17 protein-coding genes are annotated in these 26488 nt (G+C 70.2%); all 17 read right to left on the bottom strand.

Annotated features, from left to right (window positions below):
- Positions 1 to 17: 17 nt before the first annotated feature.
- Positions 18 to 521 carry a hypothetical protein gene (locus D7X32_RS14060; protein WP_147450146.1) on the bottom strand — a complete coding sequence of 168 codons (504 nt, stop codon included), beginning with the start codon at positions 519 to 521 and terminating at the stop codon, positions 18 to 20.
- A gap of 61 nt (positions 522 to 582) precedes the next feature.
- Positions 583 to 5940 carry an eCIS core domain-containing protein gene (locus D7X32_RS47515; protein WP_279635580.1) on the bottom strand — a complete coding sequence of 1786 codons (5358 nt, stop codon included), beginning with the start codon at positions 5938 to 5940 and terminating at the stop codon, positions 583 to 585.
- Positions 5941 to 6033: 93 nt separating this feature from the next.
- Positions 6034 to 6537: a hypothetical protein gene (locus D7X32_RS14050; protein ID WP_120603054.1), complete on the bottom strand. Its 504-nt coding sequence runs from the start codon at positions 6535 to 6537 to the stop codon at positions 6034 to 6036.
- 17 nt (positions 6538 to 6554) lie between these two features.
- Positions 6555 to 10739 carry a DUF6519 domain-containing protein gene (locus D7X32_RS14045; RefSeq protein ID WP_158625677.1) on the bottom strand — a complete coding sequence of 1395 codons (4185 nt, stop codon included), beginning with the start codon at positions 10737 to 10739 and terminating at the stop codon, positions 6555 to 6557.
- 116 nt (positions 10740 to 10855) lie between these two features.
- Entirely contained in the window at positions 10856 to 14239 is a 3384-nt protein-coding gene (locus tag D7X32_RS14040) for a serine/threonine-protein kinase (protein WP_120603052.1), read from the bottom strand.
- Positions 14236 to 16755, bottom strand: coding sequence for a baseplate J/gp47 family protein (locus D7X32_RS14035; RefSeq protein ID WP_120603051.1), 2520 nt, complete (start codon positions 16753 to 16755; stop codon positions 14236 to 14238). The genes D7X32_RS14040 and D7X32_RS14035 overlap by 4 nt, the downstream gene beginning before the upstream one ends.
- Positions 16752 to 19193 (bottom strand): baseplate J/gp47 family protein, encoded by a 2442-nt coding sequence (locus tag D7X32_RS14030; protein ID WP_120603050.1) that lies wholly within the window; start codon positions 19191 to 19193, stop codon positions 16752 to 16754. Before D7X32_RS14030 ends, D7X32_RS14035 begins: the two co-directional genes overlap by 4 nt.
- Positions 19190 to 19558 (bottom strand): GPW/gp25 family protein, encoded by a 369-nt coding sequence (locus tag D7X32_RS14025; RefSeq protein ID WP_120603049.1) that lies wholly within the window; start codon positions 19556 to 19558, stop codon positions 19190 to 19192. The genes D7X32_RS14030 and D7X32_RS14025 overlap by 4 nt, the downstream gene beginning before the upstream one ends.
- A 12-nt stretch (positions 19559 to 19570) precedes the next feature.
- The gene (locus tag D7X32_RS14020) at positions 19571 to 20050 is read right to left on the bottom strand and encodes a hypothetical protein (RefSeq protein ID WP_120603048.1); all 480 of its coding nucleotides are present in this window, start codon (positions 20048 to 20050) and stop codon (positions 19571 to 19573) included.
- 7 nt (positions 20051 to 20057) lie between these two features.
- The gene (locus D7X32_RS14015) at positions 20058 to 20741 is read right to left on the bottom strand and encodes a phage baseplate assembly protein V (protein WP_120603047.1); all 684 of its coding nucleotides are present in this window, start codon (positions 20739 to 20741) and stop codon (positions 20058 to 20060) included.
- Positions 20738 to 21868 (bottom strand): phage late control D family protein, encoded by a 1131-nt coding sequence (locus tag D7X32_RS14010; protein ID WP_158625676.1) that lies wholly within the window; start codon positions 21866 to 21868, stop codon positions 20738 to 20740. Before D7X32_RS14010 ends, D7X32_RS14015 begins: the two co-directional genes overlap by 4 nt.
- Before the next feature lie 21 nt (positions 21869 to 21889).
- Positions 21890 to 22165 carry a LysM domain-containing protein gene (locus tag D7X32_RS14005; RefSeq protein ID WP_120526610.1) on the bottom strand — a complete coding sequence of 92 codons (276 nt, stop codon included), beginning with the start codon at positions 22163 to 22165 and terminating at the stop codon, positions 21890 to 21892.
- A 16-nt stretch (positions 22166 to 22181) separates the two neighbouring features.
- The gene (locus D7X32_RS14000) at positions 22182 to 22853 is read right to left on the bottom strand and encodes a CIS tube protein (protein ID WP_120603045.1); all 672 of its coding nucleotides are present in this window, start codon (positions 22851 to 22853) and stop codon (positions 22182 to 22184) included.
- Positions 22850 to 23122, bottom strand: coding sequence for a hypothetical protein (locus D7X32_RS13995; protein ID WP_120603044.1), 273 nt, complete (start codon positions 23120 to 23122; stop codon positions 22850 to 22852). Before D7X32_RS13995 ends, D7X32_RS14000 begins: the two co-directional genes overlap by 4 nt.
- On the bottom strand, positions 23119 to 25158 hold the full coding sequence (locus D7X32_RS13990) for an ATP-binding protein (RefSeq protein ID WP_120603043.1): 2040 nt from the start codon (positions 25156 to 25158) through the stop codon (positions 23119 to 23121). The genes D7X32_RS13995 and D7X32_RS13990 overlap by 4 nt, the downstream gene beginning before the upstream one ends.
- Positions 25155 to 26297: a Pvc16 family protein gene (locus D7X32_RS13985; protein WP_120603042.1), complete on the bottom strand. Its 1143-nt coding sequence runs from the start codon at positions 26295 to 26297 to the stop codon at positions 25155 to 25157. The genes D7X32_RS13990 and D7X32_RS13985 overlap by 4 nt, the downstream gene beginning before the upstream one ends.
- The coding region (locus D7X32_RS46235) for a hypothetical protein (protein ID WP_208752418.1) at positions 26298 to 26488 on the bottom strand (191 nt) is incomplete at its 5' end.

Genomic DNA, 26488 nt, shown 5'->3' with positions numbered 1-26488 from the left:
CCGAAGGCACGCAGGGCTTACTGCCCATGCAGCTCCTGGATTCGCGCCAGCATCTCCTTCCCGATGGCGGCGACTTCCGGCTCCGGGTCCGCGGAGAGCTGCTCCGCGGTGCTGCGAAAGGTCGTCCACGGCCGGGTGCGCAAGGCACGGGCTCCGGCCAGACGGATGCCCGGCTCGTCCATCTTGATGAACGCGGTCAGGACGCCCGCGGAGGCGGCATCGTACTCGTCCATCTCCGCCGCCACCTCGAAGGCGGCTCGCTGCCTGTCCTCATCCGAGCCCTTCCGGAGAAGTTCGAGCGCGTGCTTGAGCAGGTCATCGCGGGTCCAGACGGGGAGGCCCTCCGCCAACTGCTTCGCGAGCGCGCCCTCCTTCTTTCCGCGGATGGAGAGGTAGCGGACCTTCGTCACGAAGTCATCGATGGCGTGCACAGCGCTCTGGCGGTCGGAGGTCATCCAGATCTGCCAGGCCATCTGCTCGACCGTCTCGTCCTTGGCGAGCGCGAGGCCCAGCTTGCTCATGACCTCCCCCATCCGTTCCCGCCCGACAGCCTCTTTGAGGATCATGGTGCGCATCCGTGCCTCATCCCTTTGAGAAGTAGCTCGCGAGAGCACCCTCGATGATATCGGCGATCTCTTCGGCAGACATATCCTTGTTGAAGACCTTGTCGTCCAGCCCCGCCGCCTTGGCCCACCGTTTGATTTGCTCCACTTCCCGGCGATACGCCTCGGCGAACGTCTTCTCCGGGTCGGTCTGCATGTGAGGCGGCAGCTTCTCCTGCCTCGCCTTCTCCTTGCTGGACCACTTGTCGAGTCCCTCCTGGCTCGGGTCGTTCCCGAGCCTGGACGTGCCGCCCTGGCCCTGGACCGCGCCCTTGTAGGCTGGCGGGAAGACGCCTCCGCCCTCCCCTTGCTTCGGGCTCAGCACCTCCACCGGTGACCCGCCTCCCGCGGCCATCGTCTGGACCGCCATGAGCGCGTAGACGAGGTTCTTCGAGTGTCGCTTCCGCTCTGAGACAAACATCGTCCCGAAGACCTCACCCAGCCCCGCCACGTTGGCGTCCGCGCGCTTGCTCTTGACGAGCTGTGCGAGCAGGGATCCAAACTTGTCGCGATCCTCCGCGCTCAACTTCTCGAGCTCAGCCGTCATCGCGCCATACGAGCGCGGCTTCTCCACGCCAGGAATGAGCGTCAGGCTCCCCTTCGTCTCGAAGGAGATCGGCTCCGTGCCCGCCATGCCGGCGTTATGGACGCCATGCTTTCCAAAGCCGCGGGACTCGACTCCGAATTGCGGCATGGACATCAAATCCTCATCCGGCTTGCGCTCTTCCGCCTTGCGCTTCCTCGCCCACTTCTGCGCGACGAGCTGGACCGCCTTGAGGAACTTGTGTGAATCCACCCCGAAGATCTTTTCGTCGGGCAGCGGCGGGTTGATGAAACCCGAGATGGTGAAGTTGGGACGGCTGCCACTGATGGCCAGCTTCTTGAGGCGGTATTGGAATTTGAGCTTCAGGAGCTGCATCGTGAGCATGAGCTTCCGTGGCCGTCTGGCGACGAGCGCCCTGACCTTGGGAGGAACCTCGCGCAATGCCTTCTCGATCTGCTCCTTCTTCTTCTTGTCCTTGTCCTTCTTCTTGTCCTTGCCTTTGCCCTTCTTCTTCTTGCCGAAGAGCTTCTCCTTCAGCTTCTTGAGCTTCTGGCCGGCTTTCTTGAAGACCTTCTTGAGCTTCTTCCCGACCTTCTTGAGCGCCTTCTTGATCTTGGCCAGGATCTTCTTTGCAATCGCAGCCAGCTTGCCGGACACCTTCTTCGCCGGCTTCATGAGGCGCTTGAGCAGCCAGTTGGCGACGAAGTCGATCACCGCCACGGCACCCGCCGCCACCGCGGTCGCGAACTGAGGGCCGGCGCCTCCGCCCTTCACCGCCTTCAGGAACGTGATGAAGGAGTCGATGGCCGCGATGATCCGGCTGACCGCGCCCCACGCCGCCTGGATGCCTTCGATGATGGCCATCACCGCGCCCGCGGCGGGCACGATCATCGCCACCAGCTTCTCGATCAGCAGCTGGATGAGGATGCCCGGGACGGCGGTCTTGAGCGCCTCCCAGGCCATCTTCCCGATGGCCTCCAGGTTGAAGCCGCCCGTGAAGAGCGCCTTCATGAGGTCGATGGGGATGCCCAGCACCTCCTCGACCTTGCTCTTGAACCACTCGCTGATGGCCGACTTCATGGCCTTCACCAGGTGGTTCTTGATGCCGTCGACGACCGCGGCGCCCAGGTTCGAAATCCACTGACCCGGGCCCGCCGCGATGTCCTTGATGAGCGCGAGGAACGTCCCCAGCGCCTTGGCGACGGCCTCCGCCGCCTTGATCGCCGAGTCCACCACGGCGGCGACCGCATCCACGGCGGCGAGCAGCCCCTTCTCGAGGAGCCCCAGCGCCTTGTCGAGGAACTCGCCGAGCGCGTCGAGCAGCTTCGTGACGCCCTTCTTCAGCCCGTCGGCGATCTTGTTGACCGTGTCCTCGGCGTCCTGGACGGTCTGGCGGACGGCGCCCTGGAACTTCGCCTTGAGCTCCGGGAACGCGGCGAGCGCCACGTCGCTGATCGCGATCAGCGCGTCCCCCGCGAAACGGATGGCCGCGACCACCGCCTGCCGCGCCTTTTCGATCAGCGCGACCGCGGCCTTCTTCGCCGCCTCGATGGCCGCCTTGACCGCCGCGCGGAGCGCCCTCATGACGCTCTTCACGGCCTCCTTGATCTTGTTGAAGAACGCCTTCGCCTTCGACGCGAGCCAGCCGAAGAAGCCGCTCGACTCCTCCTTCGCCTTGGCCTTCTCCCGCTCGGCCTTGGCCTCTCCTTCCTCCTTGGCCTTCTGGGCCTTCTCCTCACCCTCGGAGATGGTTTTTCCGGCGCTCTCGTCGGCCTGGGTCTTCTCGGTCTCGACCTTCGCCGCGGCCTCTTCCTGCTGGGTGTCGGCCTCGGTGGTGCTCTTGTCGACGGCGGCCTGCTGCTCCTCGTTCCACTCGCCGCGCTTCTTCGCGACCTCGCCCTGGGCGGCGGCCTTCTCAGACTCCTGCTCCGCCGCGGCATCCGACTCCGCCTGGGCCGCCAGCTCCTCGGTGCGCTGGGTCTCCGCCGCGGAGGCCTCCTGTTCCTTCGCCTCCTCCTGGGCCATGTCGCCCTGGCCCTTTTCGACCGCGGCGTCGATCTCTCCCTGGCTCTTCTCCTGGGCGATGATCGACGCGGCCTCCGCGTCGGAGCCGCCACCTCCACCCGCGGGGCCCCCGCCCGCGGCCGCTCCGCTGGCCGGCACGTTCGCGGCGAGCGTCTCGTGGGTTTCCTGGGGAGCAATCTCGTTCTCCCCCATCGGCTTTTGCGCGTCGGCCTTGCCCGTGTCGTGCGCGGCCGCCACGGCATGATCCATCTTCACGCGCTGGGCCGTGACCTGCGCCGGATCCGCGTTCCCGTCGAGCGCCAGCGTGGGCGGCGGGCCCGCGCTCGTGCTCACCTCCGGATCCGAGGTGGGCATGTTGTCGACCGCGGACCCCATCCGGTCCGCGTCCTGCTGTGACATCTCCCCTTCGCCACCGCCACTCGTCGCGGGGGCGGTCACCGCGTTGACGGCGGGGGCCGGCGCTTCCGGCACGGGCTCGGCGGCAGGCGTCTCGACCGCGGCGCCTTCCGTCACCTTGTCGGCCTTCTTGCCGCCCTTGCCTCCACCGTCGAGACCGAGCCGCGCCGTGCCCTTCTTGCCGGGCATGCCGGAGGAGGCCGCGCGCGTGGGTGGGTTCGCGGCGAGCGCCTGCTTCTTGTCGCCGACGGCCGTGGAGACCGCCTGGGAGACGCCGCCGAGCGCACCCTGGATGGCCATGGGGGCCTGTCCCTTGAGCGACGCTAGCCCGGCCTTGGGCTCGCTGCCGGATACATCGGGCACGGCCGGCGCTGGCTTGTCTGGAATGGCGCCACCACCGCCACCGCCACCGGCAACCGCTCCTGCACCGCCGCCCGTGTCCTCGCTCACGGACGCCGTCGCCGCGCCCTGCTCCGCTGGCGAGAGTCCCCCCTCTTCGGGGCCCGCGCTCTCGGGAGCCGGTTCCGGCGCCTGCTCCTCTTCGGCATCGGCCTTCTTCTGTTCGTCGACCTCCCTGTTCGTCTCCGCCGCCGCCGCGGACTCCTTCGCTTCGACCTGCTGTTCGGTGGGCCCCTTCTCCACGGCATCGCCGCTGGGTGACTCCAGTCCGGCGCTCTCGGAGCTGGCTGGCTCGGCGGATCCCTCGCCGCCACCACTCACCGCCTCCGCGCTGGCACCTCCCGCGCCTTCCACCGCCTCCGCTCCGCCGTCCCCCTCGGCCTCCGCTTCGACTCCGCCGCCGCCTCCACCCTCGGAGGCCTCCTGATCTTGTTGCGCCTCGGCGACCTTCTCTTCCTCGGGCTGCTGCGCGTCGACCTTCTCCTCGGTGGCCTGTGCCTCGGGGGATTCGGAACCTCCCTCTCCGCCACCACCGCCACCGCCGCCTCCTCCTCCGCCACCAGCCGCCGCAGGCTCGCGTTCCGCTGTCGCCGGTGAGGCACCCGCCAGGCCCTTCTCGTTCGCGCCGTCGAGGGCCTTCTTCACATCCCCGGGGACACCCTGCCGCGCCTTGGCCTGGCCCTCGGCCTTCGCGCTCGCGTCACCGCCCTTGCCCTTCCCCGCGCCCTCTTCCTTCTCTCCCGCGAGGGCCTTTTCACTCTCGGGCCCTGCCAGCTTCTTCCCTGGCCCTGCTGCACCCTCGGCGCCCTTCTCAGCCGCCCCCGCGCCCTCTGCCTCCGCGCCCTTTGCATCCTTGCCCTTGGCGCCCTTGTCCTTCGCCTCGGCCTTGCCTTCGACAGGCGCGCCTGGCTCCTTCCCGGCGACACCGGCCTTCGCTTCAACCAGCGCTTTCTCCTGGCCAGCCTCACCCGCGGGCTTCGTCTCACGCGGCCGGGCCACTTCACCGGGAGCCTTTCCTTCAGGAGCCAGGAGTCCGGCCGCCTTGGCGTCACCGGCCTTGCCCTCCTCCTTCTTCGTCCCGGCGGATCCGGGCGCCTTGCCGGACTCCGCTGCTTCCCGAAGCGCCTCGTTCGCGCCGGGCGACAGCGCGGGCTTCTCCTCTCCCCGGGTCTCCTTCGCTCGCAGCGACTGCGCGAGCCTTCCGGCGAGGCCACCACCCACGACCGCTCCGGGGCCCTGCTTCCCTTCCAGCTTCTTCCGAACGGGTGCGGGTTCTTCCACGCCTGCCTGCCGCGCCTCCGCCGTCTTCCCTTCCGTGCCGGCGCCTTCTTCTCCAGGCGCCTTCTCCTGCGCTCTCGCGGCTTCGCCTGCTTCCGCCTCCGCCCCGGCCTCCTCTGGCTTCTTCCGCTTCTTCCCTGGCGGCCCGCCCGTGACCTCCGTGCCGTTGTCGGTTTTCGCCTCCGTCGGCCCGGCGGTCTCCGCGGCCTTGCCCGGCACCGGCACCGGCACGCTCATGCCCGGTGCGCCCGCGCCGGACAGCGCCTTGCGCATCAGCCGATTGCGCGTCGACCACGAATATCCTCCCGCCGTGACGCCGGCCGGCTGTCCCGACACCACCCGTGAGGCGGCCGCGTCGGCCTGCATCTCGGCTGGCTCGTTCGGAGTGGAGACCTCGCTCTTGGCCTGCGGTGCGCCCCGCGCGGAGTTGCCCTGCTGCACGACGTGGGTGAGTTCATGCGCGAGCAGCCTGTCGCCGCCCTCGGTGCCGGGGCGGTACTTCGACGTCCCGAACGCGATGTCCTGTCCGGTGGTGACGGCCTCGGCCTGGTGCTCCGCGGCGAAGCCCGACGCGCGCGCATCGGTGTGCACGCGCACCCCGTCGAACGAGCGTCCAAAGGCACCCTCCATCCGCGACCGGGTCGAGGGGCCGAGAGGACTGCCACCCGAGAAACCCGGCTCGGCCGCGTGGGACACACCGGCGGACTCAGCGGCCCTTGAAGCGGGGGCCGCCGTGGTCGGCGCACTCGCAAGCGCCGGAGTCTTTGAGGCCGGCTGTCCCACCCGCCGTCAGCCCTTCTCCGGCTTCCGCGGCAGGTTCTTCGGCCCGCCGAGCCCGCGAGCACGGGCGGACTGATAGGCGGTCAGGGCCCGCAGCGTCGCCTCACCCCGGCGGATGCGGAGCGCGAGCCGCTCCTGCGAGTCCTTCTCGAAGCCCTTCCAGGCCTCCAGCGCCTTGCGCTCCGCCTCCTCGATCTTCGCGGCCTCCGCCTTGGTGGGCGGTTTCGCCGGGAGATTGGCCGGAACGGTGGAGCCCGGCTGGGACTGCGGATCCTCCTTCTTGCCCTGCAGCGCGGCCTTCGCGAGCTCCTGGATGAGCTCCCGTCCGGCGGTCATCGTCTGCGTCAGCATGGCGCTGCCCGTGAGCTCACGAATCGACTTGAGCTTCAGCTCCAGCTGTTTGCGCCGCGCGGTCACTTGAGCGCCGGGGGCATTGGGCGCGGGCAGTTGGGGGCGCTTGTCGCTGCCCTCGGGGGGCCTCAAGACCTTCTTCATGTTCTGCGTGGGTCGCATGAAGCGCGTCCTCCTGATCAGGGTGCGTTGAAGTTCGGAGCGGTGATGGCCCCGGTCTGGCTCCATGCCGGGATGTTGAAGTCCACCGCGTAGTTGTTCGCGAACACGAGCCGGCCGTACGTGTTCGTGATGAGCATGCCGCCGGCCCGGTTGCCCACGATCTGGATCCCCGAGTTCGCTTCCGCGACTGCTCCCGGATACGTGTCGTGCAACGACTTGACGGTCACGTTCGGCCAGCCGATGACCAGGTCCAACGTCGCCCAGTTCCCCTCCACCTGCGCCTGGTACGCGTTCTCCTTGTCGAGGGTGCCCACGGCGAGCGCCTTCAGATAGGGCTGGACGACCGACTGGGCATCCATGACGGAGACGGTCCCCCTGGCGACCCCGTTCGCCGGGTCGACCCACTGCTGCATGGACTCGATGAAGCGCGGGGACGTGCTCGCCACTTTGCCGGATGTGTACACGTACGGAGTGAGCACGATGCTCCCCTCGGCGCGGTTGTCCTCGATTTGCCATTCCCCCCACGCCTGGGTGATACCGAGCGCGATGTGGCTGGTCTGGGGCGCCTCCAGCCGGTTGCCGGACACGACGTTGTTGCCCGAGTTCAAGATCCGGAGCCCGCCCGTGAAGGAATTGCTCCGCACGGTGGAGTCGAAGAGCTGCTCGCTCCTGCATCCAAGCCCGGTGAAGCGATTCGCCTCCAGGAGGAGCCGGTGCGTCCCAGCGCCCGTCTCGCCAGCGGCGGCCCAGAACGGAACCGACGCGGTCACGGTGTTGTCCTGGACCTGGATGTCTTCGCGCTCGCCTTCGGTCCAACGCTCGTAGAGCAGGATGCCCACGCTCCCGCCCTCTTCGAGCGGCGACAGCGCGATCAGCGAGATGACGTTGTCCTGGACGGCAAGGTACCCGCCGTCGGACAGGTAGAGGCCAATCTGCCTCGCCTTGAGCATTGGAACGCCGAGCACGTCGTCGATGACGATCGCCTGCTGGCCGCGCACGGTGTTGCCCCGCACGGCCACGTCGCTCCCCAGCGCGAGCACACCGACCGCGGCGTCAATCTGGTTGTCCAGGATGCGCAGCCGCTGAAGGTGCACGCCCTGCTCCCCCTCCCAGGGGGGTGGAGCGCTGAGCGTGCAGGCGACCCCCACGGAGACATCGCGGAAGACGTTCGCCGTCACCGCGACGCCCACCATGCTCACCACGGGCGGACTGCTTTCCTCGTCATTCGGCTTGAGGAATGGCCCGAGCTGGACGCCTACGTAGTAGACCGAGAAGCGGTTGTTGTGGATGTTGAGCGCACGGATCCCTGGATACACGTTCTCCAAGGTGGGCAGCACGCTGCCATCGAACCCGGCCGCGCAGAGGATGCCGCGCTGGCCCGTGAACGAGCACCCTTCGATGTCCACTGAATCGGCCACCCAGGGGAGCCAGAGCCCGGCCGGGTCGTACCCGGTGAACCGGTCCCCGGACATCCGGCCCCGCAGCAGGTAGTCGATCCGGACGCTCATGCTGGAGCCCACATAGTCGTTGCCGATCGATTCGAAGTCGTACGTGTACCCGAGGAACACCGGGGTTCCGCAGAAGAGCGCGCACCGCTCGATGACGCTCCGCCCATACTCAAGTCCTCCCACCGCGACGCCGACGCTGTCCCCTGAGAAGTAGCGCACGTCCGACTCGAGGATCTTCGTGACTGCCTTCTCGAGCTCCTCGTCCATCGACTCGGCGAGGGCCTTGCGACGGTTCTGATCGAACCAGCCCTGGAACGAAGTGCCGCGGAGCCGCAGGCTTCCAACCGTCTTGGCGTAGAGGCCGGCCTTTTCGAAGACCACCACCGACTCGACGAGCTCGGCTTCGAACACGTACTCCGCGAGGACGCCCCATGTGCTCAGGAGGATGGAGTCCTCGGCGTGGATGGACGTGCCGCCCCGGGCGTCGGGATACAGCACGAACGGCGTGACGACCCCGGGCTTGAGGACCGGCAGCTCGGGCTTGGCGACGCGGATCGCGATTCCATCAATCCCGGGGTGCACCAGCGCGGACCGCTCCAGGCGGAGCCGCGTCAGGACGACCTTCTCGGACCCCTCGCCTCCCGGCGGATCCCCGGACAGCGTGAGCTGGACGATGGGACCCGAGGTGTCGCGCGCGAAGACGAGGAGATCGCGCAGGGTGAGGCACGCATCCCCATGCACGTAGAACACCGGGGCGTCGCCCCCAAGGCCGAGCAGGGTCGCGTGCGGGCACCCGGCGAGCATCACCCGCTTGCCGACGACGTTCAGCGTCCCGTGGATCCGGTAGATGCCCCGCTCCAGGCAGAGGGTCCCGCCGTCGACGGCGTCGTCGATGGCCTTCTGGATGCGAGCGGTGTCATCCGCCTGGCCCTCGGAGGGCGAGAGCGACACGTCGCAGCACCCGCCGTCCTCCTTCTCGTACAGCTCGTCGAGTGCCTCCTGCACGGTGTCCGCGTCGGTGCCGACCTTGCCGCCGTCGTACGCGATGTCGTCCGCGTTCAGCTCGCAGAGCGCCGAGTACTGGTGGTCGTACCAGCGCACGAGCAGGAGCGGCGCGGTCTCGCCCGTGTATTGGAACAGCGCCAGCGGCGCGAACAGCCGCTCCGGACCGTGGGGTGACTCCTGCCAGGGACCGTTCTGGTTGTCCTTGATCTTGCGCGCTTCGTGCTGCCAGTAGTCCCCCGGGCGGAAGGCCGCGCCGGAGAGCTCGATGGTGATGCCATCGCCCAGGTCGAACACGGTGACGGGCGGGTCCGCCAGCGTCTTGGGCTTCGTGACGAGCAGACCGTGCCAGACGCGCGCCTTGCGAGGCGCCTGGACCTTGTTGGCGAAGTCCCCCGGCACGTTCACCGGCAACCGCGTCACCGGGTCGCGCAGCTTGAGCTGTCCGGAGGTGGCCGTCGTCTCCGCGTAGAAGAGCTGTCCGGCCGAGCGCTGCGCGGCCTTGAAGGACTTCGTCCCGAGCGCGACCTGGGCCGGGGCGGCGTCGCCCAGGTCGTCGGTCTCGTCGACCAGCTCGATGAGGTCACCGTCCTTCACCTCGGCGCCGGGCGCGAGCGTCAGGCTTTGAAGCGTGTTCGCCACGGCAGCGACGGCGAACACATCCGAGCCGTTGTTCTTCGACCACTTGATTTCGACGTTCCCGAGTTCGCCGCCCTTGTGCACCTCGAACCGGTAGAAGCGGTTGTCCGCGCCCGTGTAGCCGCCGGCCTCGGGAATCGCGCAGGGGTCCAGGTTGTCCGGGGCCACCTTGGTGGTGAGCTTCAGCTTGCCCGTGCCCGCATCGACGTTCGCGAACGCAGCCGGCACGTCGTCCATGCCCGTGAGCGGATTGGTCCCGTCGATCGCGAACACGGCGAGCTTCACCTGGCCCACCGCCTTCGAGCGCACCGTCGTGTCGAGCACGCCGCCCAGCGCCTGTTCCAGGATGCCGCCGTCCTCGATGCGCGTGATGAGCCGCTCCCACCCTTCCAGGTAGGCGACCACGTAGCTCCCCGCGGCAGGCGTCGTGTCCCCCGAGGCGAAGCCCTTGCTGGTCGGGAAGGTCGACTCCCAGAACATCCCGTCGTCGGCCGACTCGACCGCGAGGCCCTGCAGGTAGTACCGGCCGCGCGTGTACGAGAACAGCGGCGCCTTGGTGGCGGCTTCGAAGCCCTCGATGAAGCCGAGCCATGCCTCGTTGGAGGCGCCCGCAGCGGAGAAGCCGATCTCGAACGTGTCGTACTCGGAGGGCGCGCCCGCGGGCACCTGGACGTCGTAGAACTTGAAGTGGGTCGCGTCGTTCGCGGCGACGGTCCCCGCGCTGACGCCCTGGATCTTGACCTCCACGCTCGCGTTGGCCCGCAGCCAGAGGCGGACCTTCGGATACCGGGCCTTGCCCAGCTTGCGGCGGGCGTGGATGGAGACGAAGCCACCCGCCACCTTCGCCCCCACGTAGAGGGATGGGAAGCGCTCGTGGTACTTCGCGCCGTAGTCGCGGTACGCCACGAACGTGCCGCCCGGTGCTGGCAGCGTCACGCCGTCGAGCGTCTCGAACACCGCGAGCAGCGGGCCCGGCGTCGCGAGGTAGCCCAGGTTCGGACTGCCCTGCTCGCAACCCACGTCCGACGCCAGGTCACGCAGCAGCGTGTCGGCAGCGTCGACGCTGGCCGCGACATCGCTATCAAGGACCAGCCGCCCCTCCTGCAGGAGCACGCGCCGGTACTTCTCCTTGCGCCGCGCATCCGGGCGATGGCCTCTGGTGAAATCACCTTTCATTGTCGTTCTCTCGCCGGTGTCTCAGGTCATGCCGGACCAAGTGGCCCGGCGCGCTAGTCCATCCGCAGGAGCCCCGTCTGGAGCCCCGCGGGGGTGTATTCGATCAACCTCGTGAGCAACGCGTCGCCCCGCTGCGCGAACCTCGCGCCGTGGAACGCTCCCATCTCCGAGCCGTCCTCCGCGCCGCGCGCGATGGTCCTCGGGCACTCCTCGGACAGACGGAGGTGCGCGGCATCGGTCCGGTCGCGCGTGACGAACAGGGGAATGTCCTCGGTGACCCGATGTCTGCGGGGCAGCAGGCTCTCCGGCTCCACGCGGCTGTAGCGGACACAGCCGTGGAACCGGTCACGCGCCCGCGCCACGTCGGTGAAGAGGCTCTCGCTCGCCTCGATGACGCGCACATCCACCGCAGGCGCTCCGCCCAGGTCCGCACGCAGCGCCACGACCGTCGAGCGCTCGAAGCGGACCTCGCTGTCGATGGCCTGGACGGCCGCCCCGCCCGCCGCGTCGAGCACGCTCTCCTCCACCATGACGGTGGCGGCCCCGTTCACCTGGAGCCTGGGCGCGAGGCAGCGGAAGAGGCGGATCGCTGTGTCCGAGCCGGACGCGGCCGTGAACCTCCAGAGGTCGTGTGGCGTCAGCGCGGTGCAGAACCGCACTTCGACTTCCGTGGCGGGCGGCAGGTCCAGGGCCAGCGTGGCCGGAACCGGCGGCGCCCCCGGATAGGTGGTCTGCCGGATCGCGAGCCCATGCAGCGTCAGCTTCTCGTACGCCGGGGGCGCGCCGCTCGACCACGCCGCGCCGAGCAGGAGCACGGGCCGGTGGAGCTCCGCGGCCTGGACGGTGAGCGACTTCACGTTGGCCGGCCAGACCAGCGCGCTCTCCGCATACGTCGCGCTGTCTTCAAGCTGGATGACCTCGTGCGCCGCCGCCTTCACGCCATCCGCGACGACGGCGGCGAGCGCCTCCCCGAGCGTCGAGTAGCGTGGCAGTGCCTGATACGAAAGGGGGGCGCCCCGGTGCAGGCTGCCTCCTCCGAGCACGAGCCGCGTCGGCGCTGGCAGCTCCTCGGCGAGCAGGGGCTCTCGCGCGTCGGGGCGGGCCCCGGTGTGGAACGAATAGCCCTCCAGGAAGTCGACCGTGACCGGGCGCGGCGGCCAGCCCGCGGCCCCCGTGTGCACCGAGGCCACGGTGAACGGCGCCGCGGGTTCGGTCTTCGCGAACGAGAACAGCCCGTGCGCGGGATCGATGTCCAGGAAGCCCGCTGGCGTCGCGAGGCCGAGCTGGGGGTTCATCGGATCCTCGTTCTTCCACCAGCACAGCGTGCGCTGCCGGAGCTGGCGGCGGCGGAGCGTCTTCGCCTCGTGAATGGGAGTGATGGCTCCGCACGCGAAGCGCGCCACCTGCAGGCTGCCGGCCCAGACCGTCGAACCGTCGAGCCTCACCGACACGGCCTCGCTCGCGAAGGCGAGTGACGGAGACCACCCCGCGAGCGGTGGCACCTTCGTCTCGAGCGCCGGAAGATGGATGAGCACCGCCTCCGACTGGTCGCTCGTGAACGACACCTCGCAGGACGGCAGGAGGATGCGCTGTGTATCGGACTCCAGCCGGAGCCAGAGCTCGGCATCGTCCCGCGAGGCCGCGTTCTCCTGCGCGAAGAACGCCCACGCCGCGCGCAGCTCCGCCGCGCTCGTCACGTTGGTGCCATCCTCCTTGAAGGCCTTCCACGCGGTGACCGCCGTGGGATCCGAACCCGTCCATGCAAGCTGGAGGAAGGGGCGGATGAGGGTCTTCACCCGGAGCGCGAACACCAGCCGCAGCGCCACGGTGTTGCCCGCCGTCGCCGGAGCCCCGGACACGTCGAGCGCGCGTGGACCGTGAACCACCACCGGCCCCCGTGCGGTCGCGGAGGGAATGCCGCGCCACGGCTCGGGCTCGGAGGTGAGCGGCAGCGGGGGCCACGCCGGTCCCGGTCCCGCGGACAGGGCCTCTCCGGGCAGACGCAGCCCCTGGGGAGTGACGGCCAGCGCGGTGCCGGGAGGATCCGCGTCGTACACGCTGCCGTCCGCCGCGACGAACAGCCACCGCTCTCCCACCACCCACGTCGCGGGGAGCTCCACGGCGAGCGCGCCAGCGAGGAACCCCATCGCGGCGAGGCGCTGATCCGAGGGCGGCATCGCGGCCGAGGGCGCGCGGCAGGCGACTTCGATGACGGCGCCCGGGAAGTACCCCGCGCCCCCGTCCGCCACGAGCCGCAGCATGACGGCATACGGGCCCGCCACGGGCCCCGCCACGCCGAGGGACGATGTCCCACCGCGCGCTTCAATCCGCACCTCGCCGCGAAGCACGCCCGCGGCGGTGTTGGGCACGTTGGCATCCGCGCCGGTGAGCGGCACGGCCATCACTCCGACCCGGACCGGCGACGACAGCCGCTCCGCCACGTGCGAGAGGAGCAGCACGTCACAGAGGTCCGCGGCGAGCGCGCGCTCCGCGGGCAGACGGATGGAGGCCCGCGCCTCCTTCGAAGCCGTGGCGACGGCGGCAGGCAGGCCCGTGAAGCGCACCGTGAAGCGCGCGCCGCTGCCACCCTCCTGGTCGAAGTAATCACCCGGGCGCGCGGCGAAGTGCAGCGGCGGCACGCGATCTCCCGCGAGCCGGTCCTCCGCCGACGCGCGCCGCACCCGCAGGGGCACGTCCGCGCCCAGCGGGTTGAACGCGAACCGGTAATCCACCTTGGGCGCCCCGCCGCCGTCGTAGAGCGTGCGGTCCCTCGCCGTTCCCTCCGTGACGGGGAACAGCTTCGTCGGGTACAGCCAGTGCGCGACGTGCTTGGGGTGGTAGCGCCCGGTGGTCCGGCCAATCCGGCGCGGATCCACGGCGTGGAACGACGTATCGAGCGGGCCCGACGCGCGTTCGGCGACCGTCGCCGGCCCAAGCCCTGCGATCGTCCGCTCGGGCCGGTAGAGGTCCAGGTCCTGGGCGAGCAGGATCCGCTTCCACCCCTCGCGGCTCACCGCCAGCTGACCGGAGAGGTCTCCCGCCATCTCCTCCAGCATGGAGGGAGTGCCCTTGCGGCGGCGCCAGCCCACCGTGCCGCGCACGTCGCGCCGGTTGGACGGAGCCTCGGGGAAGACGAGCCTCATCCCGATCATGTCCGCGAGGTACGGGAGGATCCAATCGGCGCTCTTGTCGATGAAGAGGTCCGCGTGCAGCTCCTCGATGTTCTGACGCGTCCGCGCGATGGGCGCGGCGAGGATGCGCAGGAACTTGTAGAGCTCCTCCACGCCCTTGGGCGCGAGGGACTTCCGCGGCTCGCGCGTTCCCTCGGCCATGTCGACGACGCGGTACAGCGCCGGCAGGTGCGAATAGAGCAGGTCCGTGACGAGGGTACGGACGCCGGGGTCGAGCGTGGGGGTGTCACCGCCTTCGCCGCTCATGGGGCCTCCGGGGGAAGGATTTCGATGTCCTGGGGCGCGAGCACGAGCATCTGCTTCGGCGACGCGATGACGGTATCGGCCACCCGTGGGGGCTGGCCCTTGCCGACCTCTTCGAGGGTGTCGAACAGGCGCAGCTCGACGAAGCGCACGCCGGGTGCACGCTCGATGCGCTCGTAGACCTCGCTCAGGAACGCGGGCTGTCCCAGGTCGCGGGCCACGAAGGCGAACAGGCCCGGCTCGGCCTCCGAGGTGCCGCAGAGCGCGTCACGGACCGCCCGCTCGACGGTCTCCCGCAGGTACGCCGGGTCGCTCTCCAGCACCAGCTTGAGCTTGAGCCCGACGAGCTCGGGGCCCACCACGTCGAGCAGCACGGTGGTGTCACGGCGGGCCTGGAGGAAGGCCTTCACCGAGGACGCGGTCGCGGCCGTGCCCTTCGCGTCGGCGACCACCACGCGGATCCCCTCCAGGTCGCCCTCGATCTTCGTCCACTCCGCGCTCGCCTTCACGATGCCGGGGAACAGCAGCGCGAGCTGCTTGTGGTCCTCCACGGACACGGCGCGGTCGAACGTCCGGATGTAGCCCGTCGCCTGTGTGCGCACCTCCTCGGGCTCGGCCGGGGCCGCGCCGCCCTTCACCGCGAGCGGGTTCGCCACGCGCTCCACCAGGGCATGCGCCTTCTTGAGCCGGCTCACGGCGAAGGCGTCCGCGTCGCCATCCGGGCCGATGCCGGTGCGGTACGTCGCGGCGATGTGATTCCTCCCGGAGGAAGGAATGGCTCCCTGGATGCCGTCCCCGAACACCACGCTGACCGTGCCGGTCTCGTCGCGCTGGACCAGGTAGCACCGGTCCTCCGGCGACGCCGCCACGAAGTCCACGACGCGGCTCCACAGGACGTCGGCCACGCGGACCTCCAACTCGGGCTCGGCGCCGTCCGGTGAGGGCAGGTACGTGAGCGGCTTCTGCTTGAGCGGGAGGCGCAGGAAGGGCGTGCTCCCATCCGAGCCGCCGAGCACCTCCGTCGCGGTCTTCCCGTGGGAGATGCGCGCGACGTTGCCCAGGATGCGAAGCGTCCCGAGCGCCCACGGGGCGCCAGCCTCGGGCGGCTCCACGGGCTCCCAGGTGAGCTGCGTCCGCACGGCACCAGCGCCGTCCGCCCACGACCCCACCGACGTGAGGCGCACGACTTCGAAGCGCCCTGCCCCCCCGCGCTCTCCCAGCGCGACGAGCCGGCCGGGCTCCAGATCCGCGGCCTGGCGGTCGAGCCGGACGGGCGTCGAGCCGGGCTGCGTGACGGTCACCGGATTGGGCCCGGTCGCGACCAGGGGCGCCTTCACAGCGAAGCCGAGGAGCCACCGGCTCGTCCGGATGGCCTGGCCGCTGCGGACCAGGGACGTGCCGCCCGCCTTCGCCTGGATGGCGGTCACGGTCCTCGCCACGCTCACGGTGGGCTTCTCATCCAGCACGGTGACCTGGGGCCCGGTCGGCTTCGTGGGGTCCGCCGGAATCTGGACGACCACGTGGCGGATCTTCGAGAACGTGACGTTCCTGGACGTCTCCGCCGTGACCTTGAGCGCCGAGGGCCCCGCGCTGGTGACGAGGACTCCAGGAGAACCGGCGACCGACTTCTTGATCTCCTCGGACAGATAGAGGTCGTTCGCGTCGTACGCGGGCGTCACGGTGTAGCCGTGGACGGGGTACGCCCCGGGGCTGGCCGGAAGCTCGCCGCCTTGCAGCTCCGCCTCCGTGAAGGAGGAGGCCGGCGTGTCCCAGCCAAAGAGGTGGAGGTCGTGCGCGGGCTTCGCCCAGACGACGGCACCCGGGTAGTCGCCGTTGCTCCCGGTGAGGGGCTGCTTCACCGTGAGCCGCGTCCGTCCTCCATCCTCCACGGGCGGCGCGCTCACTTCGTGTGCGGTGAGGGTGCTGCCCCGCTCGATGACCACGAAGTCGCCCAGTTCGATGCCGAAGCCCGTCCCTTCCACCTCGAACGTCGACTTGCCGGCGAGCGGCAGGACCGCGAGCGCGTCGTACGGGAAGAGCTCGCTCCATGCCGCGCTGACGGCCACGTCCTCGGTCGTCTCGTAGTCCTGCGCCTTCTTCTCGCCCACGGACGCCGAGCCCATCGCCAGGCCCCGGAGCACGGTGCCGGACACACCGTCCTTGAGGGTCAGCACCACGTACCCGGTGGCCGCGAGGCCCGGTCCAGGTTCGTAGCCAAGGCGGCGTCCGTGGCGCACCAGCGCCTTCGCCGTGAGCGCCGTGCCCAGGAAGGCATCGTTCGCGTACCGGTCCTGATAGGCGCCCAGCGTGTGGCCGAGGAGCGCCGCGAGCTCCATCAGCGTGCCGGCGAAGTCGCCCTGCGCGGTGGAGGGTGGAAAGCCCAGCTCGTGCGAGGCCAGCGTCCGCTGCTCGTCGAGCAGGTCGGCGAATTCGTCCGGCAGGTAGTCGAGCACGGACTGGCCCGCGAGGGGCTCGCCCGTGGTGGAGTACGCGGTGCGGAAGCGCGGTGGGCGGCTCACGGGGCAACGACCTCCTCGATGACGAAGTCCTTCTCGGTGACGCCCGCGTCGAGTCCGACGACGAGGACCTTCAACTTGCCGTGGTCCGGCATGTCGTCGTCGCCGTCGTTGCGGACGACCTCGGTCGGCGCGAGCGTGATGCGCGACTCGACCTCATTCGGAGACAGGACCTTCAGCTTGCGGAACCGCAGGGCCTTGACCGACCGCACCCCCGGGATGCGCTGCACGAACGCGAGCAGCTCACCGACCTCCAGCCCGTCGCTGAAGCTCAGCCGGTCCGGGTGGAAGTAGCCCGGCTTGGCGCTGGAGCCGGGGCGCAACGCCGCGAGGACCGCCGAACGCACGCGGTGGGGCAGCGAACCCGGCTCCACGCAGATGCCGAGCCGCACGTCGATGGGCACGTACTCCGCGGCGCTCACGAAGTGCTCCCGCCCCGTCATGCGCAGCGCATCGATGCGGTCGAACACAGCCTGCCGGAGCGGCTCGGAGAGCCCCGCCTGTCCTTCTGGATCCACCAGGACGAGCACCGCGTTGAAGGGTCCACCCAGGAGCCTGGCGGTCGCGCGCCCCACGTCCTTCACGGTGGCGGCCGCCGCGGCGTAGTCGGCGAGCGAGACGGCGCGCTCGACGGGACCATGCCGGAGCGACGCAGGAATGCGGAGGCGCACGGCCTCCCGAGTCTCGGCCCGGAGCCCTCCCCTGCCCGGGAGCACGTTGACCCCGCGAAGCCCGGTGAAGCCCGCCACGGAGGACTGGCCGGGCACGAAACGCGTCAGGACGCCGGCGCCCACGTTGCCCGCGACCGCGTCTCCCGTGCGGTAGTCCACCACGATGTCGCCGGGGAGCTGCTCGCTGTTCTGCTGCGCCTGGCTCAGCGCGTCCTCGGACCACACCTCGACGGCGCGACCCTGCTTGCCGTCACCGAACTCCAACCACAGAGAGCCGTCCTCGTCGGAGGTCGCGATGAAGTGCCTGTCGAACGACTGGGAGGCATGCAGGTGCTCCACCCGCTGCCACTTCTCCGAACCGATGGAGAGCTCCACCCGGACCGAGGACACCGTGAGCCCCGCCGCCGTGACCGAGGACTCGAACACGACCTGCGTCTCTGACAGCCGCAGTGCGCGCAGCAGCAGGTGCGAGAACCCCGGCCTCCGCTCCAGCACGTAGCTCTGGCGGTCGCGAGAGAAGGCCGTCTCGGAGCGGCTGTAGCGATCCTGCCGGGACCGGCCGAACCGGGCCCGCCCCAGGTTACCGTGGATCCGGAGCGCGTCCGGCTCACCCCACGCCGGCCGCACAGCGGTGGCGAGCGGCGGCTCGAACGCGACGACCGTGACTTCGGACTCGTTCGTGTGCGGGGCGTCGGAAGCAGAGGCCGTCCAGCCGGGAAGCCGCTCGTGGCGGAAGGCCGTGACGGTCACGATCTGCGCGGGGGGGACGGGCTCGGCCGGGGGCGTGGTGGAGAAGTGATTGCCCTGCAGGAACGCCAGCGGCTGGCCCACGTAGAGGTTTTCGATCGTGCCCCAGAGGAGCACCTCGCTCGCGCCCGCGGGGATGATGGCGTCCTCCGCCCCGGGCCAGGCGGCGAGCGGCAGCACGTTGTGCGCGGCGAGCACCCGCGACCGTTCGGTGAGCCAGAACACCACCTCCGCGCCGCTCGCTCCGGCCGGGGTCGTGATCTCGACGCCCACGGGCAGGTAGCCGTCGCTCAGGGCCTGGAAGCACAGGAGCGTCTCCGCCGCGGTGCCGTCGAACAGGCGGGTCCCGAGGATCTCCGCGTGCTGGCGGAGCGAGTACCGCTGGCTGGCCGTGTCGACGAACGCCTCGTTGGCGACGCGGTCCTGGTAGTAGCTCAGGAAGTCGCCGTGGTGCGCGAGCAACTCCACGAGCACGCGCTCCAGCGCCGCGGGCGACAGGTCGGCCCACGCCGGGTTCTTCACCCGCACCCAGTCGCCGAACATCTGCACGAAGCCCGCGAAGTCCTTGGTGAGGAGGTCCACCGCGGGCCGCGGCTGCAACGCCTTCGGGGGCTGCTCCGCGAGCGGCCGGCAGTCGCCGCGCTCGCAGCTCAGGGTGAACTCGAACGTCGCGCTTCCGAAGAAGGGGTGGACCCGCGGGCTGGACGGCCCATCTCCGGCGGAGAGGAGCGTCAACGTGTAATCAGACGCATCACCGACCTTCGAGAGCGCGAGCGTGACGGTCTTCTGGGCGCCGTCCTCGCCCACGTAGGTGAAGCCAACGTCGGTGATCCGCAGGCCGCCGGAGATGGCGAAGCTCTTCTCCGAGAACTGGGGGGCGACCCAGGGCCGCTGGAGGTGGACGACCAGCGTGGCCGACGTGGGCGCCTGCTCGTCGGGAAGGAGCTTCAGCTCCAGGTAGTCGATGCCCTGGAACTGCGAGGTCCCATGGCGGCCGGACCACTGTAGCCACGGGGACGTCACAGCCTCACCTCCAGGTTGCGAGGCTTGCGGTCGGTGCGGCGGCGGAAGGCAATCTTGACCAGCAGCTCCCCGTCCTCGGGCGAGGCCTCCACGTCCACGCCGTCCACCAGGACCTCATCGCCGATGTCCCGGCGGAGCGACTGCGAGATGCGGAACTCCAGCGCGCCAATCGTCAGGTCGTTGAGCTCGTCGAAGACGGCGCGGTTCAGACCCACGCCGAAGTCCGGCCGGTTGACGCGCTCGCCCGGCGCGGTGAACAGGACCGCGAGGATCTTGTCGCGCAGGTGCTTGTCCGCGTCGTCGATGACGGCGACCCCGCCCTGGGCACCGAACCGGAAGGGATGCTGGAGGAAGCGATCGGCCATGGGGTGTCCTCCTCAGGTGATGGGCGCGGGCGGAGGGCCGGGCGGAATGGGGAAGATGACGAGGGTGGTGGACGCGAGCAGCGTGCACGCCGTGGCGATCTGCTGCGCCTTCTGCGACACCGACCCGTCCACGTCGGAGAACACGGCGATCATCTGCGACACCGCCGCGCCCGCCGCGGCCGGGAACGACGCCGTGCCGGGAGGGAAGCTCTGGCCCGCCATGTACGCCGCCACGCCCATGGCCAGCTGGGTGCCCGCAGCCTGCGCCGACTGCGCGGCGAGCGCGCCCGCCGCCGCCGACGCGAGCTGGGACTTGCGCGCGAGCGCCGTCGCACAGGGGATGCCCGCGGCCTGCCCCGCCGCGAACCAGCTGGAGACCGCGGTCGCGAAGTGGTCCGCGGACGCGTTCACGTCCTGGGGATAGGAGCCGCCCTCCGGGACGAGCCAGGTCTGTTCGAGCTGGGTCTTGAGCGTGTCGAGCACGAGGGGCATGGCGGGCCTATTCGGTGAAGGACTTCTTCGACAGGTGGCTGGACTGCATCGGCTGGGCCGGTGGCCCCGAGGGTCCGACGCCGGTCGGGTGCGTGTGGCTGTTGAAGAGCTGCATGAAGTCGTCGCCCAGGACGACGGCCTGCTGCGCGGAGTCGCCCAGCTTGATCTTGTCGGCCTTGATGATCAGCTCCCCGTCCTTGGTCAGGCGCAGCTCGACCTTGTCGCCGCCGTGGGCGAGCACGACGACCTCGCCGTCGTCATCCAGGAAGATGCGGTGTCCTGCCTTGGTCCGGAGCAGGTGCTTCATCGGGCCGGCCTTCGTGCCCTCGGAGGTGGGCACCTCCGTGCCGCTCTCGGTGCCAAGGTCGTCGGCCTGGCCGGTGCTCTCCGGGGCGCCCCAGAAGCAGCCGGACCAGATGGGGCGGCTCGGGTCACCGGCCGCGAACTCGATCCACACCGTGTCACCGACCTCCGGCGTGAACAGGAAGCCGCGGTCCTTTCCGCCTCCGTAGGGCACGCACGGCAGGGCCCAGCCCGTCGCGACGTCCTCTCCCAGGACGGCGGGCACCTTCGCGCGAAGGCGGCCAATCTCCAGCGGGTCCGCGTTGTCGGTGACGACGCCCTCGTATTTTCCATAGAAGCGGTGCAGGAACCGCTCCTCGAACGCGCGCAGCAGGTCTTCCACCTTCATTGCGGCGGAACCTCCTCGGCGCTCTGGCCGAAGTCTTCTTTCCCGGAGAGGCCCAGCGCGTTGCGCTCGGCGACGAAGGTCTGGCTGATCACCCCTTCATCCACGGTCGTCCGGACGGCGCGCACGTAGTAGACGCCCGCGAACATCCGCCCCACGCCCTTGATCAGCACGGGGCGGCGCGCGCGGAGGAGCCCGCGGTACAGGGGCGTGTCCACTTCGCCCCTCGCCTCGACGCCGAAGAGCGCGCGGTCGGTGGCGGCCGAGCCCTCGTCAGCGATGGCCGTCTCCGCCGGGAACGGGTCGCGTAGGAGCGTGACGGAGCCAGTGGCTCCCGCCTGCTTCAACCCCTTCTCCAGCGCATCGCCCATCAGCGCTTCGCCCAGGGGGTCCAGCTTGGGGCTGCCGTCGGAGCGCACGATGCGCTTGCCAATGGGGTCGATGGCCGCGCCCTTCACGCGGGCGGGCCCGGTCATCGTGGCCTGGAGGTCGAGCCACTTGAGGTTGGGATCGTCCCGCAGGAGGGTGAGGTCGGGCTGGGGCGTGTCCTTGATGGCGCGCGGCCGGAAGTACGCCGTCACGGCGCCGCTCTGCGGGTCGGGCTCCAGGTAGCAGACGAAGCCGTTGCGCCGGGCCAGGCGCTGGACCAGCTCCCAGTCGGTGCCGCGCTGGACGAGCAGCTGCTTCTTCTCTTCGTGGCGCGTGCCGGTCGTCTCGCCGGAGAAGGTGAGCTGGTAGCGGGAGAAGACCTTCTCCGCGGCCTCGGTGTCGGTGACGTCGGGGTAGGCCTCCACCCGCTCCTCCGCGGCGAGCAGCACGGCCGCGTCCATGGCGAGCACCTCGACGTAGCAGTTCGACTCGACGGACTCGAAGTGCGGGCGCACGTGCGTGACGAAGCCCTCGAAGAGGCGCACGGAGTTGCCGCCGGGCGGTTCAATCTGCACGGAGACCTTCGCGGACGGCACGAAGAGGCCCTCGTCGAGTGGGGAGAACTCGCCCTCGGGAGACTGCGTGGCGTTGAACCGCAGCGCGAGGAAGCTCGGGTCCGCGTCGCTCTCGCGCACCTCGATACGGGTGAGCAGACCGAGCACCGAGGCCTCGATCGGCTCCCCATCGATGGATACGAGCATTCGCGGATCCGGCATGGTTCCTCAGCGGTTCGGCGGGATGAGGACGGGCCGTCCGGGGACGAGCACGTCGAACGGGTCGAGGACGCTGGAGGCGTCGCAGATCCGCCAGAACTTCTTCGGATCGCGGAAGTACTGCTGGGCCAGGTTGTCCAGCCGCTCCCCCTCGCCGGGCGAGTGGAAGAAGACGCCGCCCGTCGCCGGAATCTCGCGGAGCGACACGAGGGTGACCTCCTCTCCCGAGGCGTCGGTGGCGGTGTCCGTGGGGGTCTTCGCGTAGCGGCTCGTCTTGTCGATCACAGGTGAGCGCCTTTCTTCAGAGCGGCAGGATGTTGGTGCCCTGCGCGGCCGTCGTGTCGAGGAACTGCCGGGCCATCTCCGAGCGCTTCGAAGCGGTGAAGGAGAGCGCGTCCTGGACGGCCTTGTTGTCCTTGGCGTCGGCGTCGGTGAGGACCTCCAGCTGCACGTCCACCTCGGCGCGGATGGGGTTGAGGTCGCGGTTGTGGCGGGTCTCGTTGACGTTCATCCCGGTGATGCGGACGGGCAGCACGCGCTTCTTGCCCCACACGAACAGGACGGTGGGCCGCTGCTTGCGTGCCTTGACAGGCTCCTTGCCGTCTGAGCTCCGGTCCTGCGGGCTCTCCGCCGGGAAGAGCAGTCCTTCGAGCGCGCTGACCTCCGGGAGGATGCCGAGCTCCGCGGGCAGGCTCTCCGCGCTCTGGAGGCGGTCGTCGAAGTCGAACCGCACCTGCACGGTGAGGGTCTGCTTGACGTTGCCACTCGCGGCGTCGGCGCCCTGCTCTCCCTTGCCGGAGCCCTTCGCCGCGCCCTCGGTGCCCGAACCGCTCTTGCCCTGCTCGACCTGGAAGGCCCGGGTCAAGATCTCGGGGTTGAAGCGGAACGGAATCACCCGCTTGTCGCCGTTCGGGTAGCCGCCCGGCTCATACGCGATGAAGGCGCCGCGCAGGTAGCTGACAGGATCGCTCACGGGAACCTCCTCATGACGGCGGAGTACAACTCGTCGGCCAGCCGCTCCGCGCCGCGCTCGGAGAGCAGTTCGTCCGCGGGGAGCGCGTCGAGCGAGAGCCTCTCCAGGGCGAGCTCCTTCACTCCGGAGCGCGCGAGGGGAGACTTCGCGAGGCGCTCGGCGAGCCTGCGCAGCGCGTCCTGCACCGTCGCCTGGATGGCCTGCTCGCCGGCACCTTCGGAGAGGCCCAGCACGGAGATGCTGTCGATGCGGACGGAGATGCCGCTCATGCGCGCCCCCGCGCCCAGACCCTGGGCTTGCCGTTCAGCTCCTGCTCCTGGCCCGGCAGATGGACGGCGAGCGGCCCGAAGTCCTCCCGCGAGCGCCCGAGCCCGACCTTCTCCAGCTCCCGGTAAGTGGCGCGGACCAGGTGCTCGATACGCACGAGGCCGTCGGGCTCGGCCGCGGCGAGGTGCGCCGCCGAGACACCGATGTTGTAGATGCTCCCGCCCGCCAGGGTGAAGCGCTCCACGAAGGGCCGCAGGTCCAGCCCGGGAGCCCAGCGCGCGGCGGGAGGAAGCGAGCGCTGCCACAGCGACGTCCGCATGGTGGCGTCGGGCATGGGGAACTCCAGCACGAACCGGAGGCGGCGCAGGAACGCGGTGTCCATGTTGCTGCGCAGGTTGGTCGTCAGGATGCTGATGCCTTCGAAGGACTCCATGCGCTGGAGCAGGTAGGCGACCTCCACGTTGGCGTACCGGTCGTGCGCGTCCTTGACCTCGCTGCGCTTGCCGAAGAGCGCATCGGCCTCGTCGAAGAGGAGGATGCCGTGCCCGGCCTCGGCCTCCTCGAACACGCGCGACAGCGCCTTCTCTGTCTCACCGATGTACTTGGAGACGACCTGGCTGAGGTCGATGCGGTAGAGGTTGAGCCCGAGCGCGCTCGCGAGGCACTGCGCGGCGAAGGTCTTGCCCGTGCCGGGGCTCCCCGAGAACAGACACGAGAGGCCGCGGCCGAGCGGCGAGGTGCCCGAGAGGCCCATCTCCGCGCGCACCCGGGGCGCTGCACGATAGAAGCCCACGATGTCGACGAGCGTGTCGCGCAGGTGCGGGGGCACGACGAGGTCGTCGAACACCGCGCGCGACGAGAGGTGCGTGACGAGCCGGCCCATCTTCCGCGCGCCCTGGGCGAGGAGCTCCGTCGCGACGCCTTCCGCGTCGATCCCGGAGGACGCTCCGCCCGAGAGGCGCTGCTTCGTGGCGGCGGCACGGGAGGCCGCGCGCACCTCGTCGAGGCTCGAGCGGAAGCGGAGGGCCAGCGCCGAGGCCACCGGCCCTTCGCCGAACTCAGCCTCGAACACGCGGCGGCGCGCACCGAGATCGAGCTCCGGCAGATCCACCGTGGGCCAGGAGCCGGTGTACGCGTTGTGGGGCACGAGGAGCACCACGGCGGGGAGGTGCCGCGACACCATCCGGATCCACGCCTCCGGAAAGGGGCGCGACTGACAGGCGGTGTGGAGGTCCACCACGGGGAGGCCGCCGCGCAGGCGCATCACCTCGGCCGCGTCCGGCGGCTCGTCCGCGCCCGTGCCAACGAGGAAGGCCGTCTCGCCAGCCACGGAGGCGAGGTCGAGTCCAAGCTGACGCGACGTGCGAGCCGTCCCGGCGCGAAGGCATAGGACCCCTTCCTCGTCGAGGATGGCGCGGGCCCCTTCGACCAGTGCCTGGGGCAGCCCGAGCATGCGGGAGGGAGGCTCGCGCGTGACAGCCAGCTGCGAGGGCTCGACGTCGGGCACATCTCCGAGCAGGTGGCGCCGGGCCTCGGCGGGCGAAAGGCGCACGGGCACCTGCGCCAGCGGCTTCTGGACGGCCACCTCGATGCGCTCCAGCAGGCCCATGCGCTCCGCCGGTCCCCCCGCGATCGCCTCGGACAGGGCGCGCTCGAAGGGGACGCCCTGCGCGGACACGAGGAGCCGGGCGAACGCGGCCGGCGTCACCAGGTGCACGCGCTCATCCTCGGCGAGGATGCTCGCTGCCGCGGCACACTCCGGGTGGGCCTCGACCGCGGCGGCAAGGACGACGAGCCAGGTGCCCTCCTCGGAGAGGCCGAGCCGGCCACGCAGCCGGGCCGTCATCGGGTCCTGTTGCAGCAGGCACGCGCGCATCCGGGCGCCCAGCTCACGGAACCGGTCGGGCGCATGCGCGAACCCCGCCGCCACGTCGAACGTGGAGGTCTCTCGCTCACGCACAGCGGCCTCCGCGCCAAGCAGCGCCAGTTCGCGCGCGAGGGCGAGCGCGGACACGGGAGCAGGCACGGCGTCCCTCATGCCCGGATCTCCACGCTGACGAACGGCGTGAACTGCAACGGCACCGAGGCCCCGAGGGTGAGCTCGACCGAGCACCGGTAGTCGCCGGGAAGCAGGTTGGGCACGGTGAATTCGACCGAGGTGGGCGTGACGGTGAGGCCGCCAACCCGATGCACGTCGCTGGGCGCGAAGATGCCGCTGTCCGGCCAGAGGTACACCTGCGTGGCGGACGCGAGGCCCTGCCCCTCCAGCTTGAAGAGCGCGCCCTTCGCCACGGAGAGGGCCTTCGGCCCGTCGACCGACCAGGTACCCGCCGGGACGACGCGAAGGTCTGCGGGCTCCGACCCGACCTTGCCGCTCATCACCGACACGCGGTGGGTGCCCGGCTCGATCGCGCCCGGTCCGGCCGTGGGCAGCTTGAGCCCGAGGGAGCGGCCCGGCTCGATGACGTCGAAGCCGCCGGTGACGAACTTCCGGGTGCCAATCCAGACCGCGTCGACGGGAGACGAGAAGGCGCCGTCGATGCGCAGGTAGCCCCCTTCAGCGAGGCTGTTCGGCACGAGCCGCGCGATCCTGGGCGGCGTCGCGATGGAGGGCCCGGTCAGGACCACGCCTCCCGGGGCGACCACCGGGGACACCGGAGTCGCGGCCAGCCTGCTCACGAGTTGGACCGGGCCCACCTCGTAGAGCAGGAACGGCCGGTGCTTGATCTGCAGCGGAGAGAAGAGCTTCTCCATCAGGTCGGGCGTGAGCGGCACCAGGCTGAGCGAGATCCGGCCCCTGCCGCTGTTGCTCGGGAGCGCCGGGATGGGCAGCTCGATGTGCGGTTCCGAGTGGAAGATCCGCAGCACCTCGCCGATGAGGCGGTGGGCGCCGGCGGAGTTGGTCTCGGGGTCCTCGCCGTAGCCGGTGATCAGCACGAAGAGGGACAGTGACGCGGGAGGCGGTGACGACGTGCCGTCAGGGTTCCGGATGTAGCCGTCGTTCTTGTGGCCCGCCTGCTCGTTGACCCAGAGGAGCGACACCCGAAGCTCCTCGATGGTGATGGCGTTGTCGGGCGGAGGGCCGGCAATGACGTTGCCCGGCGCCGGGATGATCCGCGTCTCGAGGACGTGCTTGATGGCCTCGGTCGCGTGGTAGAGGTTGTTGAACGTCGCCACCTACCACCTCCCGCCGAAAGGGCCGAGCGGGAGCCCGGGCTCGATCTGATGCGAGCGCGGCGCGTGCACCGCGACCGGCCGTGGCGCGGGCGCACGGCTGCCGACGATCTCGATGCGTCCGACCGAGATGGAGATGCTCGGTGGCGCGGGACGCGCGGGTGAAGGCGAGCGGTCCGGCGCGGGCGTGGGGG

This window comes from Corallococcus carmarthensis, from assembly GCF_003611695.1.
In the GTDB taxonomy this organism is placed as follows: Bacteria; Myxococcota; Myxococcia; order Myxococcales; family Myxococcaceae; genus Corallococcus; species Corallococcus carmarthensis.
This window is presented reverse-complemented; position numbering and strand designations above follow the sequence as displayed.

Excerpts from the sequence above, each read along its gene's own strand:
- D7X32_RS14060 (WP_147450146.1), bottom strand. The coding sequence starts at position 521 with ATGAGCAAGCTGGGCCTCGCGCTCGCCAAGGACGAGACGGTCGAGCAG.
- D7X32_RS14020 (WP_120603048.1), bottom strand. The coding sequence starts at position 20,050 with ATGCCCCTCGTGCTCGACACGCTCAAGACCCAGCTCGAACAGACCTGG.
- D7X32_RS13990 (WP_120603043.1), bottom strand. The coding sequence starts at position 25,158 with ATGAGGGACGCCGTGCCTGCTCCCGTGTCCGCGCTCGCCCTCGCGCGC.
- D7X32_RS14010 (WP_158625676.1), bottom strand. The coding sequence starts at position 21,868 with ATGCTCGTATCCATCGATGGGGAGCCGATCGAGGCCTCGGTGCTCGGT.
- D7X32_RS14040 (WP_120603052.1), bottom strand. The coding sequence starts at position 14,239 with ATGAGCGGCGAAGGCGGTGACACCCCCACGCTCGACCCCGGCGTCCGT.
- D7X32_RS14050 (WP_120603054.1), bottom strand. The coding sequence starts at position 6,537 with ATGCGACCCACGCAGAACATGAAGAAGGTCTTGAGGCCCCCCGAGGGC.
- D7X32_RS13995 (WP_120603044.1), bottom strand. The coding sequence starts at position 23,122 with ATGAGCGGCATCTCCGTCCGCATCGACAGCATCTCCGTGCTGGGCCTC.
- D7X32_RS14025 (WP_120603049.1), bottom strand. The coding sequence starts at position 19,558 with ATGGCCGATCGCTTCCTCCAGCATCCCTTCCGGTTCGGTGCCCAGGGC.
- D7X32_RS14015 (WP_120603047.1), bottom strand. The coding sequence starts at position 20,741 with ATGAAGGTGGAAGACCTGCTGCGCGCGTTCGAGGAGCGGTTCCTGCAC.